The following is a 14,934-nucleotide window of genomic DNA, read 5'->3' as shown; positions in this document are numbered from 1 at the left end:
CCCGATGACCCGAACATTGTCGCCACTCGAACATCGTCGAATCACCTTCCGTCTCGGCTCGGTCCTGCCCAGTGCGAACACCAACCGCGGGCCGTCGAACGAAGTCGCGGCTGCCGTTGTACTCATGGCTGCCACCGTGGTGGCGCTTGTGTGGGCCAACCTCCCGGAGTCGAACTACCACGAAGTGTGGACAACACAGTTCGAATTGAACTTCGGCTCAGTGTCTTTCGGGATGGACCTACATCATTGGATCAATGATGCCCTCATGGCGTTGTTCTTCGCGTTCCTCACCCTCGAGGTTCGCCGAGAGATCGAGATGGGTGAACTCCGCGACAGACGTCGTGCAGCCGTGCCTGTCGCGGCAGCCGCGGTAGGCCTGGCCCTTCCCGCGGCGCTGTTCCTACTCGTCAACATGGGTACTGAGGCCGCCTCCGGATGGGGAGTCGTCGTTTCGACGGACACCGCGTTTGTCCTCGGCATCCTTGCGCTGGTCGGCCGACGGATGCCACCGCAGCTCCGGGTCTTCCTGGTCACCCTCGCGGTGGCCGACGACATCGGCGCGTTGGCCATCATCGCGCTGTTCTACACCGACGATCTCGAGGTCGTTCCCATCCTGGTGGCCGTCGCCGCACTGATGTTCATCGCACTGCTTCGGCGGCTCGGGGTCTGGCGGGGCGCCGTGTACCTGGCCGCCGCTGTTGTCGTATGGGTCGCGCTTTATGAGTCCGGCATCCATGCCACGCTCGCCGGTGTGGCAATTGCGTTGCTGCTGCCCATCTTCCCGACCAGCGCCGACCACGTCGACCGAGCACGTCGGCTGATGTCCGCCTTCGCACAATCACCGTCGCCCGATTTTGCCCGCCAGGCAGAAGACGGATTACAGCGAGCCGTGTCTGTGAACGAGCGGGCTCACCGCCGTCTGCTTCCATACGTCAGTTTTGTCATCTTGCCGTTGTTCGCACTTGCCAATGCCGGTGTCCACATCAGTGGTCCGGTGCTACGCGACGCGTTCACCTCGCGCCTCACCTGGGGAATCATCATCGGTCTGGTGGTCGGCAAGACAGCGGCAATCGTGCTCACCGCAGCAGTTGCCAGACGCCTCCGTCCCGGCTCGCTCGGCCCTGGCCTGCACCTGAGCCACATCGGAGCGATCGCCACCCTTTCCGGCATCGGCTTCACGCTCGCTCTGTTCGTCGCCGACCTCGCCTTTGCCGACAGCACGACGCTAGGTCAAGCCCAGATCGGCATCCTGTCAGCGTCGCTCATCGCAGCCGTGATCGGGACAGTGTTCTTCCGCGTACTCGATCGGCTCGAACGTGCACGACCCCACCTCGGCACACACCTAGCCGAGCCGGTCGACCAAAGTCGAGACCATATCCGGGGCAACGTGAATGCTCCACTGACACTGGTGGTCTACGGCAGCTTCGCGTGTGGTTTCTGTGCCTCCACCAACGCGACAGTTGAGGAACTCCGAAATCACTTCGGCGATCGGCTTCGTGTCGTCTTCCGTCACTTCCCTGCAGGGAAGGCATTCGCTCGCGACCTGTCGCTTGCCTCCGAGGTCGCCGCCCAGCAAGGCCGATTCTGGGAATTCTCCGACGCGGTGTTCGCCGACCAGCCCATCGGCAACCAGGCCCAGATCATGCAGGCGGCGTCGCGGGCGGGACTGAACCTACGCTTGTTCCGGGAGAGCTACGCCGGCCGAGGTCAGTTGGACCGACTTGAACTCGACGAAAACGATGCCGCCGCCATGGGTTTGGCCGGCACCCCGGCAATCTTCATCCAGGACGTGCTCTACGACGGGCCAAGGGATACCGATTCCCTGATCAACGCACTGGACGCACACGACGTGACGTCACTGGTCGGCTACGACACACGGCGGCACAACGCCCGCCTCGAGTCGATTGATGCACGCTGACGTGTCCCCACTCCCCGACTCGACAGGCAACCGGGAAGACCTCACCCACCCTGTCGAGCATGTGGTGAACCACCTACCGAACACGCCCGCCGTCGTGGTCGATCGCATCGGGAACATCCTGACCGAGAACGCGCTGGCAGGGGAATTGTTCTCCGAGTTCGTCATTCGCGACAACATCGTCAAGATGGCATTCCTCGACCCCGCCGCGCACCACGATGAGGACTCATGGCGGTCTCAGGCACGGGATTCGATCACAACTCTCCGCCGCGCGTACCAGCGCACCCCCGACGACGTGGCCACGGGCAGACTCGTCAGCGAGCTACTCCGATCGAGCGAGAGTTTCCGAACCATGTGGATCCGCCGCGCCTGGACACGCCGACTCGACAGCCCGGCGGATGGCGGCGACCACACCCACGCGCACCGTGTGTTCAGGCATCCAGAGATGGGCACACTCATGGTCGACGAAGTGGCCCTGGCCAGCGCCGCGGAACAGGGAAAGACGGTGCTGGTCTACGTCCCCGTACCAGGATCGGCCAGCGACGACGCCCTCCGGATACTCGGCACCTTGCGAGCCCGCATCTAGCACGCGCCTGGCGGACAGCAGGTCAGGAGGCGACTCCCGACTCAGCGTTCACAGTTTCTGCAGCGGCAGCTGAATCGCCACGTCGCTGCGTTCGGAGCGACAACAACCTCGCCTCACTGGTGCTTCCCGGATCGGGTTGGTAGACAACAAGTTGTTGCCCGGGCGCGCTCATCACACCGAATGCGTGGAAGTCGATGGTGATGTCTCCGACGCCTGCGTGGCGAAGCAACTTCCGTTCCTGTGTCTTGGGGCTGATGTCGAACTTTTGCCACAGGCGTTCAAAGTCTCTGTCGGCGCGCAGTTCCGCGATCAACGCCTCGCGCTCCCCAGCACTGGGGTGCAGGTGCATTGTTGCCCTCAGAGAGCCGACCGACGATTCCGCGGCGCGTTGCCAGTCGACGAAGAAGCGCTTGCCCTCCGGGTCCAGGAACACGTTGCGAACGAGGTTCCGTTGATCGGAAAAGCCACTGAACAGCTCTGCGGCAAGCGGATTCATCTGAGTGAAGTTGAGAAGAGGATCGAGGACAAACGCCGCCGCATCCGTCCAGGAATCAAGCATGTGGGCGAGTGCCGGGTCGACACCCGTTGCCGCAGGGACGGCCTGAGGCGCCAGTCCGGCGAGTAGCCGCAGATGGTCATCCTGATGTTTGGTCAACTTCAGGGCAGCAGACAGTGCCGCGACAACCTGTTCGGAGGGGTGCTTCTCGCGGCCCTGCTCGAGCCGCACGTAGTAGTCGGTGCTGAGGCCGGCCAACTCCGCAACCTCCTCCCGACGCAGACCGGGGACTCGTCGAGCCGTGTGTGTGGCGAAGGGATAACTCTCCGCCGCAGCCGCATTGCGCCGAGCCCGCAGGTAGGCGCCGAGATTGTCGTCAGCCATCCCCCAAGAATACTGAGGCCTGCGCGCCCCCGCACGCCGTGCCGGGCCCTCAGCGTGGGTGCCTTACACCCACGTTCCCGCGGCCGATTGTTCGTACGGTCGAATCATCCGCCCAGCAGAGCCGATCCGAGGCGGGGCCCTCATGACAAGGAACCAATCATGAAAAACTCACCGACCACCGTTCCCGATGTCGTCGGGATGTGGGTGACCGCAGACGGATACATCCGTCAGAAACTGCTCCCGAACGGTCGCTACGACGAAGCACGCGGCGACAAAGCAAGCGCCTACACCGGAACCTATACCGTCACCGGCTCGCACCTGGACTACCGCGACGACACCGGCTTCACCGCAACCGGCGACATTCGTGACGGTGTCCTCTATCACGAGCATCTGGTGTTGTATCGCCAGGAGCAAGGTGCATGACGCACCTTCATCGCGGAATTCCCTGAAAGACAGCGATATTCACGCTCAACGACTCCACCTGAGAAGAAGCACTCTGAGGCCGAAAGGACACGCATCATGACCACCCACGCAGCAATCGGAGACACCCTGGCCGCCACGGCCGGAGATCACCTCCGGCGAATCCTCCTCACCGGAGGAGGTGTTGTCAGCATGGATCCCGAGGTCGGGGATCTCGAGACCGGCGACGTCCTGATCGAGGGTTCGAAGATCATCGCCGTGGGAAAAGACCTGCGCGCACAAGGCGCCGCCGACGGGGCGATCGTCATCGACACCTCGTCAGCCGTGGTGTGCCCCGGCTTCGTCGACACCCACCGTCACGCCTGGGAAACGCAACTGCGCCGAATGATGCCCGATGTGAACGATCTCGGCGAGTACGTGATGAGCACACTCAGTGGCATCGCACCCTTGTACGAACCCGACGACATCTACACCGGCACAAAGCTTGCCGCTCTCACCGCTCTCGACAGCGGAGTCACCTGCATGCTCGACTTCTCGCACAACTCTCGCACCGGCGAGCATTCGGACGCGGCCATCGAAGCGCTGGCCGCCACCCGGATCCGTGGTGTGCACGCTTCCATGAGGCCCCACTTCGGCCCCTGGGAACGTCAGTGGCCGGCCGACCTCAAACGCTTGCGCGAGCAGTACTTTTCATCGGACGATCAACTGTTGACCCTGCGCATGGCGGCACTGGCGACTGACGAGGTCGCCGGACCCGACCTTGCCTATGGTCCCGAACTCGCCCGGGTCGCACACGAGTTGAACTTGGGTGTCAGCATCGACGCCGTCTTCGGGGCGGCGTCGTCGCAAGCGATCATGGACTGGCAACGCACTGCCATCCTCGACGACCGCATGACCCTCATTCACTGCACTGGCCTCAGCGAAGACGCCTGGACCGCCTTGGGCGCGGCGGGTGTGACCATCTCGCTGGCACCGTCTTCGGATGCGCAGATCGGCCTGGAGTCAGCAATCCCGGCGGTGGATGAATCTCTGCGTGCAGGCATTCGCCCCGGCCTCAGTGTCGACGTCGAGGTGGCTCTGGCCAGCGACATGTTCACCCAGATGCGCACACTGCTCTCGATCCAGCGGATGCTCGCGGTCAACTCGGTGTACGGAACCACGGCCACACCCAATCGCATCACCACCCGCGACGTCCTGGACTTCGCGACGTTGCAGGGCGCGAGGAGCAACGGACTCGATTCCGTCACCGGCTCACTGACGCCCGGCAAGCAGGCCGATCTGCTCATCATCGCCGCGAACGACGTGAACAACATGCCGTTGAACGATGCGATCGGCACCATCGTTCTGGGGGCCGACACACACACAACGTCGAGGCGGTGTTCGTGGCAGGTCAGGCCGTGAAGTGGGACCGTTCGCTCGTCGGTGTCGACGCCACCGCGCTCAGCAAGGAAGTCACCACTTCCCGAGACCGAATTCTCGCCGCGCGGGGCACGAAGGTGGGTGCATCCCTACCTGTTTCCGGCCACGGATCCGACCAATAGTGGTTGTAGATCCGAACTTCCGTCAGATCTGAACCATCTACACGGTTTCGACACACAAAGGAGAAAATCATGAACACCCTCATCGAAGGCACTCCGCTCACCGGCCGGGTTGCAGTGGTCACGGGAGCCTCCAGCGGCATCGGCGAGGCGACCGCTGAACGATTCGCCGAGCTCGGCGCCAAGGTCGCGCTGCTTGCCCGCCGCAAAGACCGTCTCGATGAACTCGCGGAGCGCATTGCGAAGAACGGCGGAACGGCGCTCGTCGTGCCGACCGATGTGACCGACCGCGAGGCTCTCCGTGCCGCGGCCGACCGTATCGCCATCGAATTGGGTCCGGTCGACCTGGTCTTCGCCAACGCCGGGGTCCAGCTGATCTCCGAGATCGGCGATCTCGCAGTGGACGATTGGAACACTCAGATCGATCTGAACATCAAGGGCGTGATGAACACCATCGAGGCATTCGTCGGAGCCCTCGAGACCGCTGCCGCCGCAGGACGGCCGGCCGACTTCATCACCACCTCGTCGATCGCGGCGACCAGAGTGCTCGAGAAGTTTCAGGTCTACTCGGGAACCAAAGCGTTCATCAGTCACATCACGCGGCTGCTGCGCACCGAACTCGGACGAAAGAACGTCCGAGTGGCCACCATCGAGCCAGGGATGGTGGACACCGAGCTGCCCGACCACGTGACCGATCCGGACGCGAGCAAGTTGATGGCCGACCTGATCAATCAGATCGATGTCTTGCAATCGGCAGATGTGGCCGAAACGGTGTCGTTCATCGCGGCCCTACCGGCGCACGTCAACCTCACCGAGGTCACCATTCTGCCGACAGCACAGGTGATTTGACCGTGTCGCCCCGGTGGCGAGCGTCGAACTCGCCACCGGGGCACACACACGTTCTGCGTCCACCAGAAACCACGAGAGTTCTACCCGTGGCCGCAGGCGCGCCGAAGCATCACCAACTCAACAACGGGTCTTCCTCGGCGACAACGATTCCGACACTTCCGGACTCGACGCGTCGGACGCCGAACAACATCTCGATCACCTCCTCGGTCGTCAGCCCTGCCTCCTCCGACCATCGTCGTGACCTGTGTAGCGCACGCGATGACCACGTCGTCACCGACGCCGAGGACCCCGACCCGAATTCGACATCCACCTGCCCGGCCGCACCGGGCGCCACCTCGGCAGTGAGGCGAGCGATGCTGCCGGCGGAGAAGACGACGCGGCCGGACACCTCGACGACAAACCGGCACCGCGACAACACCTTCGGGTCCGGCTCACCGAGACGGACACGGGAGTCATGAATACCCAATTCGCGCAACAGGGTGCCGGCGTCGAGACCGGTCAACCAGACCGCAGCGTCGACACCCCTGAGCACGCTGGACACCGTGTGCAACAACGACGGCGCAGTATGACCATCAGTCGAGACCACGACGGCCACGTCGGGAATCAGGTACTGCAGACCGGAGGCTCTCGCGGCAGGATCGGTGAGCAACGGCGCCAGAGCCAGTGCTTCGGCGTTCTTCTCCGCCGCTCGGTCCGTCACCGGGCGCTCCGCCCAGTCAGGCCCGTCGTGCCAGGCCACCGCTGCAGGTTCATGCGCGAGTACGGCGCCCATCATGAAGGCCCGGTTCGCCAGTTCCCAGTCCTCTCCCCCGTACTGCACAAACGACTCGTCAAAACCTCCGATGGCTTCGAAAAGTCTACGGCTGCATGTCATCACAGCACTGAGCACGTATTTGTAGCCATCCCAGCCGGGCCTGAGAAGGTCGAGGGTGCGGTCGTATCCATCCACCAACCATTGCGGTTCGTCGTGGTGCGTTTGTTCTGTGTGCGCGTTGTCCGACAACCAGTTGGCAACCGAGTCCGCGGTGACCTGCGCGAGGTCCGCGTGCTTACGCCTTCCGACGACGATGGTGTCCGGCGCCACCGCGGGCAATCGGACGGCCCGGCGGATGTAGTCGGGTGTGGGAACGGTATCGGCATCAAGAAAACACAAGATCGACCCCTTGGACGTCGACGCGCCGAGATTACGAGCCGCCGCCGCACGGAACCCTCTGTCCTCCTGGCTGACCACTGTCACCGACAGCGTCGAGGCCCACTCGCCGACAACGGGTGCCTGCGCGGACCCGTCATCGGCGATCACCACCTCCAGCCGATCCATTGGATACGTCTGCGCCGTCAACGCTTTCAGCACGAGGTCCAGCTGACGTTGCTGGTTGTAGTACGGGATCACAACGCTCACCAACGGTGTGTCCGGCGAGTGCTCGACGAGGTCCCACCGATTGTCGGGCAGGATCATGCGTCCGTCGGCGAGAGGGATCGCGCTCACGCGCTCCACCGCCGCAGTAGCCGCTCGTACGTCGTTGCCACGTCTGCGGGAGTCGGCATCGGCTTTGTCGACGAATCGATCCAGGTGCTCCCAGGATCGGCGAGGGCACATTGGATCGCGGCGCGCAGCGAGTTGTTGTCGTCGGGGTGCAAGGCGACCACACCGGGCGACCGTGTCGCGATCTCCTGGGTGTACGCAGTCCGCGGTACCAGCGGCCGGCGGCCCGCCGAAATCCATGAGTTGATGGAGCCGGATGCGGACATGTGCCTGTGATAGGCCACCGGCACGGTAATCTCGGCTGCTCGTCTGCGAAGTTCGTCATCGGACAGGAAGCCGGTGATCTCGCACGTCCGACCCATCTCCGCCGCCATTGCCTCGAGTTCATCGGCGATGTGTTGATGACCCGGTGAAGGACGACCGAGGGCGACGAAGCCAATTGACGGATCGAGCCCCGACATCGCTTGCAGGGTCTCGCCATGCCCCTTACCTGGGTAGAGAAAACCCAGGACTCCGACGGTCAATCGTGCAGTCGGAACCGGCTTTTCGATACGAACGTCGTCGAACATGAGCGGCACCACCTCGACAATAATGTCTCGGTCGACAAAGTCGGCGAACAGTTTCGCCTCATGGCTGCTCGACACGATCACCCCTGAGGCAGCTCGCGCCACCGACCGGTAGAACTCCACCCGGGCAGGCATGGACTGTCCGTCCGATGGCTGAGGAAGGTCGTGCAGGGTCACCGACACGGGCCGACTCAAGTTCTCGATCATCGACAAGACGGTGCCACGGGCTTTGGCCGGCGTACGTCCGAACAGACGGTCGGTCACGTGCAGATGCACAAGCGCGCAGTCGTCCAACACGCCTCCGACATCAGTGGTCGGGTCGTCGACAAGTGGGCCATCCAGGTGGTGAAACCGGTGGTCGGCACCCTCGGCGATCGCAGCATCGAAGACCGAATGCGCGTAGCGGACAACACCATGCGATCGAGGCCCGACAGCGAGGTGACCGATCGGTCTTGTCATGACAGACCCAATATCGAGACCAGCTCTGTGTACCGATCCAAGGCCGCATCGATGTACTCCGGATGTTCGGCGTACCAGCGCATTTGACGCTTGTGCACATCTTCTTCACTCACCGGCGCCCCGTCCACAGACCACGAGGACCGAGCGGCCGCGTTTACACCCAAGGCCTCGATCACACGTTGTTCCAGTGGAGCCCGGGTGTTTCCGAGCAACTCGCGATCCGGCGCGGACGGCGCAGGTGCACCGAGTCTTTCGAGTATCCGCTCGCCGAGGACCATCAGCGTTTTGTTGCCGGGGTGATTGATCGTGTGCGCGGCGTCCGCCCCGAGGTCGAGCAGGGCATCGGAAATCGAGACGTCGCAATGTCGGCTCTCACGTGCCGCCAGCTGAGCGATGCTCCACTGCGCTGCTTCACGAATTCGTTCCGGCGTGACCTCGACGTCCCAGTCGCCGAAGGACTCTCGTCCGTCGCGGGCGGCGAAAACAGTCCTGAGATCGTGGTAGGGAACGGCCGCCGGCACCGCAGCCGGGCTTGCCGGGTGCCTCACGATGACCTGGAACGGGTACAGCCCTCCGTAGCGGATCACCGGCCACACGATCCGCTGCGCCGAGGGTGCCATCTCCGCCAGATCAGGACCGCCGATCGGCAAGCCCCGGTATCCCCCACGCACCGGCTGCGACACGACGACAGCGGCCTGACGGATCAGATCTTCTACCTGCGGAATGTCGGATGCCTCCAATTCGTGGACAGGGGGAACCCGGACCGTGCGGTAAGGAAGATCGCGCGAACCCGACAAGACGATCCGCAGTGCCTCGGCCTGACAGTTGCCCCACACGACCAGTATTTGCCGATCGTCCGTCGTCGCGGTGTCGGCAACACCGTAGAACTCTCCATAGTGCCGGGTACGTCCGTCCACATCTGCCCTTCTGCTCACCGTCGCCGGACCCTGCACATCGGCTGGGCGCCGCGATAGTACTTTGATGTCAGGACGCATCTCCTCTCGAACAGCCGGGCGGGGTCGCCACACCACCGGGTATCCGAATTGCGCACGAAGGAATCATCGACTTGATCACCGTCGCCTCGGTGCCCACCGGCCACCGCTACGTCGCGCACCTCGCCACCAGCGATTCTCGGGTGAGACGGATACCCGACCCGATACCCGAAGGCGCCGACTCCAACGATCGGTGGTGGCCGCCGCGGTGGCTCGAACCCGCCTGGCTGGGCGACCATATCGATGACTTCGACGTGCTCCACCTGCATTTTGGATTCGATACCATCCCCACCGACCGGCTCAACCAGGTCGTCGACATTCTTCACCGGCACAACAAACCGCTGGTGTTCACCGCCCACGACCTGCACAACCCACACTTTCGGGATAACACGTTCCACCTCGAACAGCTGAATGTCCTGGTGCGCAGCGCTGACGAGGTCATCACCCTGACCTCCGGCGCGGCCACCGAAATCGCCGAACGCTGGGGCGTGGAGGCCACTGTCATCCCACACCCGCATGTTGCACCTCTCGGGCTGATCGGTCGGCATCGTGATCGCAGACGCGAGTTCGTCGTCGGCGTCCACGCAAAGAGTCTCCGGGCCAATCTCGATCCTCTCGCTGTACTCGACACCATCGTGACAGCGGCGGCGGCCCTCCCCGACACGCGTGTGCGGGTGGACCTGGACTCCAACGTCTTCGATCCCGGTGCCGATCAACGGACGGCCGACCTCGCCGCGATCATCACCGAATATGCGACCGGGCACGGCGTGGACCTCAGGATCCACGACCGGTTCGACGACAACGAACTCTGGCGATACCTGACCGAGATCGACGTCAGTGTGCTCTCGTATCGATTCGGAACCCATTCTGGATGGCTGGAAGCGTGCTACGACCTGGGGACCGCGGTGATCGCTCCGGACTGCGGCTACTTCGCCGATCAAAAGCCATGTCGAACATACGGTTTCGGTGTGGACCGATTCGATCCCATCAGTCTGACCGAGGCATTGACAATCACACACGCCGAACGAGACAGCACACCGGCAGCCAGAAGAGTAGCCAGAGATGTTGAGCGACAGAGCATTTCGTCGATGCATGACGCCATCTACTCGCGGGCGCTCGAACGATACCCCACCGCGGCCGGCCGCGCCGATCAAAGGATCGACTAGCATCGTGGACAGCAGATCTCGAATCACATCACGCGCTCATGAGCGCCGACGACGCCCTGGTGCGTCACCGAGGAGATGACCATGCAACTTGCAGGTGTAGGCGTTTGGAGTTCGCAGTTGCGCTATGGCGATGCCGCCGAATCCGCAGAAGCTGCCGCCGAACTGGAGGACCTGGGATACACCGCACTGTGGATCCCTGACGTCGGGGGTCCGCTGTTCGACGCGGTGGAGAACCTTCTCGGAGCCACGAGCAAAGCCGTCGTCGCAACGGGCATCCTCAACTTGTGGATGCACGAACCGGTGGACGTCGCCGCGAAATACCAGTCCCTGGTCTCTGCGCACGGAGAGCGCTTGTTGCTCGGAATCGGCGTGAGTCACGCTCCGCTCGTCGACGCGGGCGACCCCGGCCGATACAAGAAGCCGCTGGCTGCGACCAAGGCGTACCTCGAAGCTTTGGACGCGACCGAACAGCCTGTCCCCGTCAACGCCCGCGTCCTCGCCGCGTTGGGACCAAAGATGTTGCACTTGTCCGCAACTCGAGCGAACGGATCACACCCGTACCTGGTCACACCTGACTTCACCGCCCGGGCACGCGAGTCCTTGGGCACCGGCCCGCTTCTGCTCCCGGAGCAGACCGTCATCCTGACCACGGACGCCGACCAGGCCCGCTCCATCGGGACCGAGTGGCTGCGCAACTACCTCGGGCTGCCGAACTACGCGAACAACCTGCTGCGCTCGGGTTTCACCGAAGAGGATTTGACATCGGTGAGCGACCGGTTGTTCGACGCGATCATCGCGTGGGGCGACGAAGCCGCCATCGCCGGCCGGGTGCAGGAGCACCTTGCGGCCGGTGCCGACCACGTCTGTGTGCAGGTGCTCGACACCGACCCCAAGGTGTACCCGAGGGAGCAGTGGCGCCGTCTGGCTCCGGCCTTGTTGTGACTCCGTGAGCAAACCCGTCCGATCGTCGACGCGAAGCCGAATCATGTGTGATCGGGCGGGTTTCCCGGACTGTCAGTCGGGTGGTTCGCCGGTTGCCGACCCCTGCGCGGTGCTGGTCTCACCACTCGGATCCGAGCCACTTGAATCCGAATCGCCGCTGTCGCCGGGGTCGCTCTCGGTGATGGGTGGCCCAGCCTTGCCCGAGTCTGCGTGTTCCTGACTGATCTTCTCTTCCAGATCGTCGACGGTTTTAGCCGGCTCGTCGGTGCTGCCAGGCTGCTCGTTCGGAGGTGAATCGCTCATACTGCCTTCCATTCGGTATGGACTCGACTGTCGAGTGGAGAAGTCGGACCTCAGACGGGTACCCAATCGTGCGTATCAACCACATCACAGAGTGGCCAGTGCAATCGAGGCGCCGGTGACCTGTTCAAACGAGTGCGGCGACGCTGTCCTCGGTGAGCGCGTCGAGGTGGTCGAGCACAAGCGCTGCCTCCGCGATGGCGTCCTGGGCCGGCGGATACTCGGGCCGGGGCGCAGCGACGAGCACCAGTCCGGCAGCGGTCGCCGACCGCATACCGTTCGACGAATCCTCCACCGCAACACACTCGGCGGGCTCGAACCCCAACGCCCGCGCCGCCGACAGATAGACGTCGGGCGAGGGTTTACCCCGGCTGAGCTCCTCGGTCGACACGGTCACCGCAAAAAGGTCGGTCCATCCCGCCGCCCGCAGGACAGCATCGATGAGCTGTCGGGGCGACGAGCTGGCCAGCCCCAATGGCCACCGCCCGGCACACCGTCGCACGGCGTCATCGGCGCCCGGTAGCACCGGCAGATGGTCTTCATACCGCTCGACCATCTTGTCGATCACGATCTGCGCCACCTCATTCGGCGGCTTGCCCACACCGAGGTCCTCACTCATGTACTTCGCCCACTCCGGAGTGCTCATGCCCATGAGTGCGGTCTGTGCCTCGTCGAGCCACCTACCACCGTGTTCGGCCACCACATCTCGGCGTACCTGTTCCCAGATGGGCTCGGAATCGATGAGCACACCGTCCATGTCGAAGATCACCGCTGCAGTCACTGCACCATCATCGCGTGCGCGATGAGACCGCGCGCGGTCACCCGAGGTCGATGACTCCGGCACCCGGCGGGTTCGAGAAGAGATCGACGATCGTGTCGGCATACTTTCCGGCGATCGGTTTGCGCCGCAATTTCATCGTCGGAGTCAGTTCGTCGCCGCCCGGATCCCAGGCAGATGGCACGATCGCGAACCGTTTGACCTGCTCCACCCGCGACAACTTCGCGTTGCCGGCCTTCACTGCCAGCGTGACCTCTTCGATGATCTCGGGGTTCTTGGCAAGATCCGCGATCTGCGCCTCGGGGACACCCAAAGCTTTGGCCCGCAACGTCGCGACGTCGGGGTCGAGTACCACCAAGGCACTGATGTACGGCTTGTTGTCGCCGATCGCGACCACCTGGCTGATCAGCGACGAGGACGCCTTCACCGCGTTCTCGATCGTGCTCGGTGCCATGTTCTTGCCGGACTCATTGATGATGAGTTCCTTCTTGCGGTCGACGATCGTCAGGTTTCCCTCGTCGTCGATCTTGCCCACATCACCGGTGGCGAACCACCCATCGGCATCAATCGCCTCTGCCGTCTTCTCCGGCTTGTTGCGGTACCCGCGCATGACCATCGGAGCTCGCACCAGCACTTCGCCGTCGTCGGCCAGTTTGATCTCCACACCGTCCACGGGTTTGCCGACCGTCCCGACCTTCAGATTGTCGGTGGTCGTCTTCGTCGCAGCTCCGGTCGTCTCGGACAGACCCCACACCTCGATGACGGGAATGCCGATTCCGACGAAGAACTCGATCACCTCGGCCGGAATGGACGCCGCACCCGAGATGGCCACCTTCAGTTCGTCCAGTCCCAGCGCCGCACGGACTTTCGACAGCACGAGGGTGTCTGCCACCCGGTGCTGAGCAGCGAGGGCCCTGCCCCTCGGCGTGCCCGCCAAGTCGGCCTTGGCAGCACGCCGGCCCACGTCGAGCGCCCATCCCGCGAGCTTCTTCTTCACCGGGCTCGTCTCTTCGGCCAGCTTGCCTTCGATGCCGGCCTTCACCTTCTGCCACACCCGGGGGACCCCGAAGAAGACGGTCGGCCGTACATCGGGCAGCGCTGAAGCGAACTCTCGCGGATCGGCCACCGAGGTGATCTGGATTCCACGCATCTGGCTGGCACCGTGAGATGAGACCCGATCGGCGATGTGTGCGGCCGGCAGGTAGGAGATGATCCGGTCGTCGAATCCGAACTGCAGTTCGTCAGCCACCGATTCCGCCGCGGAGATCACGTTGCTGTGCGTGATCTCCACGCCCTTCGGAGGTCCCGTGGTTCCCGAGGTGTAGATCAATGTGACCAGGTCGTCGGATTCCACTGCGCGCCAAGAGGCTTCGAAATCGAACTCCTCGTCGCCCTGGGCTTCCACGTCTTTGAGTTCGATGGCACCGTCAGCCGGACCGTCGACGGTGATGATGTGCTCGAGCGCCACCCCGGATTGTTTGATGGCGGGCATGAACACCTGCTCGGTGATCACGATCTTGTTGGCGGCGTCGGTGAACAGGTACTCGAGCTGCTCGGGTGCGCTGGTGTTGTACACCGAGAACGGGATCGCTCCCAGGTGAACGATGGCGGTGTCGACGAGGTGGAATTCGGGGCGATTGGTCAACATCAGGCCGACGGTGTCGCCACGGCTGACACCGAGACGCACGAGGCCTCGTGCGATCGCCTCGACACGGCGAGCGTACTCACGCCACGTGATCTCCTGGATCCCGCCCGGAGTGCGCAGCGCGACACGATCGGGGTGCATCTTGGCGGTCTGCTGAAACGCTTCGGCCGTGGTGTGCACGGCGACTCCCGAAGCGTGGTGAAAGACGACGTCGGTGGTGTTCTCGCTCATCAGTTCTCCCGGCGGTTGGTCGCGACGCATCATGAACACGGCTGTGATCAGAATCTAGCGCTGACGCGCCGCTCCCGAAGGCGATTCGCCGATGACCCGACAAATCGGACAGCCGATATCCACTTGCCATGTGACGACCACGACGCGACACCCCCGACAGACTGCCCGCGCCGCTTGACACCCG

At 63.5% G+C, this 14,934-nt stretch carries 14 protein-coding genes; 7 read left to right on the top strand and 7 right to left on the bottom strand.

Features of this window, described 5'->3' with window-relative positions; all coding sequences use genetic code 11:
- Positions 1-4: 4 nt before the first annotated feature.
- Both nhaA and KXR83_RS16135 read left to right on the top strand, forming a co-directional pair.
- Positions 5-1,918: a Na+/H+ antiporter NhaA gene (nhaA, locus tag KXR83_RS16140; protein WP_437425667.1), complete on the top strand. Its 1,914-nt coding sequence runs from the start codon at positions 5-7 to the stop codon at positions 1,916-1,918.
- Positions 1,908-2,501 carry an MmyB family transcriptional regulator gene (locus KXR83_RS16135; RefSeq protein ID WP_437425666.1) on the top strand — a complete coding sequence of 198 codons (594 nt, stop codon included), beginning with the start codon at positions 1,908-1,910 and terminating at the stop codon, positions 2,499-2,501. The genes nhaA and KXR83_RS16135 overlap by 11 nt, the downstream gene beginning before the upstream one ends.
- Positions 2,502-2,523: 22 nt before the next feature.
- On the opposite strand, the gene KXR83_RS16130 is transcribed toward KXR83_RS16135, so the two are convergent.
- Positions 2,524-3,381 (bottom strand): helix-turn-helix domain-containing protein, encoded by an 858-nt coding sequence (locus KXR83_RS16130; RefSeq protein ID WP_437425665.1) that lies wholly within the window; start codon positions 3,379-3,381, stop codon positions 2,524-2,526.
- Between the two features lie 159 nt (positions 3,382-3,540).
- On the opposite strand from KXR83_RS16130, the gene KXR83_RS16125 reads away from it, so the two are divergent.
- The 3 genes from KXR83_RS16125 to KXR83_RS16115 all read left to right on the top strand — a co-directional run bounded on the left by KXR83_RS16125 (position 3,541) and on the right by KXR83_RS16115 (position 6,188).
- Positions 3,541-3,804, top strand: a complete 264-nt coding sequence (locus tag KXR83_RS16125) for an Atu4866 domain-containing protein (protein ID WP_437425664.1) — start codon at positions 3,541-3,543, stop codon at positions 3,802-3,804.
- 96 nt (positions 3,805-3,900) lie between these two features.
- The gene (locus KXR83_RS16120) at positions 3,901-5,202 is read left to right on the top strand and encodes an amidohydrolase family protein (RefSeq protein WP_437425663.1); all 1,302 of its coding nucleotides are present in this window, start codon (positions 3,901-3,903) and stop codon (positions 5,200-5,202) included.
- 209 nt (positions 5,203-5,411) lie between these two features.
- Complete coding sequence (locus KXR83_RS16115) at positions 5,412-6,188, top strand: SDR family oxidoreductase (protein WP_437425662.1); 777 nt, start codon at positions 5,412-5,414, stop codon at positions 6,186-6,188.
- Between the two features lie 109 nt (positions 6,189-6,297).
- Here the strand turns inward: KXR83_RS16115 and KXR83_RS16110 are convergent, their stop codons facing one another.
- Genes KXR83_RS16110 through KXR83_RS16100 form a run of 3 tightly spaced genes read right to left on the bottom strand, consistent with a single transcriptional unit; the run spans position 6,298 to position 9,631 of the window.
- Entirely contained in the window at positions 6,298-7,674 is a 1,377-nt protein-coding gene (locus tag KXR83_RS16110) for a glycosyltransferase (RefSeq protein ID WP_437425661.1), read from the bottom strand.
- Positions 7,671-8,696, bottom strand: coding sequence for a hypothetical protein (locus KXR83_RS16105; protein ID WP_437425660.1), 1,026 nt, complete (start codon positions 8,694-8,696; stop codon positions 7,671-7,673). The genes KXR83_RS16110 and KXR83_RS16105 overlap by 4 nt, the downstream gene beginning before the upstream one ends.
- Positions 8,693-9,631, bottom strand: a complete 939-nt coding sequence (locus KXR83_RS16100) for a WcbI family polysaccharide biosynthesis putative acetyltransferase (RefSeq protein WP_437425659.1) — start codon at positions 9,629-9,631, stop codon at positions 8,693-8,695. Before KXR83_RS16100 ends, KXR83_RS16105 begins: the two co-directional genes overlap by 4 nt.
- 131 nt (positions 9,632-9,762) lie before the next feature.
- Here KXR83_RS16100 and KXR83_RS16095 point away from each other — a divergent pair, with 131 nt between their 5' ends.
- The gene (locus tag KXR83_RS16095) at positions 9,763-10,854 is read left to right on the top strand and encodes a glycosyltransferase (RefSeq protein ID WP_437425658.1); all 1,092 of its coding nucleotides are present in this window, start codon (positions 9,763-9,765) and stop codon (positions 10,852-10,854) included.
- An 81-nt stretch (positions 10,855-10,935) separates the two neighbouring features.
- On the top strand, positions 10,936-11,796 hold the full coding sequence (locus KXR83_RS16090) for an LLM class F420-dependent oxidoreductase (RefSeq protein WP_437425657.1): 861 nt from the start codon (positions 10,936-10,938) through the stop codon (positions 11,794-11,796).
- 72 nt (positions 11,797-11,868) lie between these two features.
- Here KXR83_RS16090 and KXR83_RS16085 read toward each other — a convergent pair whose 3' ends face one another.
- The 3 genes from KXR83_RS16085 to KXR83_RS16075 all read right to left on the bottom strand — a co-directional run bounded on the left by KXR83_RS16085 (position 11,869) and on the right by KXR83_RS16075 (position 14,750).
- Positions 11,869-12,099, bottom strand: coding sequence for a hypothetical protein (locus KXR83_RS16085; RefSeq protein WP_437425656.1), 231 nt, complete (start codon positions 12,097-12,099; stop codon positions 11,869-11,871).
- Between the two features lie 124 nt (positions 12,100-12,223).
- Positions 12,224-12,877 carry an HAD family hydrolase gene (locus KXR83_RS16080; protein ID WP_437425655.1) on the bottom strand — a complete coding sequence of 218 codons (654 nt, stop codon included), beginning with the start codon at positions 12,875-12,877 and terminating at the stop codon, positions 12,224-12,226.
- Positions 12,878-12,914: 37 nt separating this feature from the next.
- Positions 12,915-14,750 (bottom strand): AMP-dependent synthetase/ligase, encoded by a 1,836-nt coding sequence (locus KXR83_RS16075; protein ID WP_437425654.1) that lies wholly within the window; start codon positions 14,748-14,750, stop codon positions 12,915-12,917.
- Positions 14,751-14,934: the final 184 nt, after the last annotated feature.

The sequence above is a fragment of the Williamsia muralis genome (genome assembly GCF_051487485.1).
GTDB lineage: Bacteria > Actinomycetota > Actinomycetes > Mycobacteriales > Mycobacteriaceae > Williamsia > Williamsia muralis_B.
Note: the sequence above shows the minus strand (reverse complement) of the source record. Positions and strands in the feature narration are given on the sequence as shown.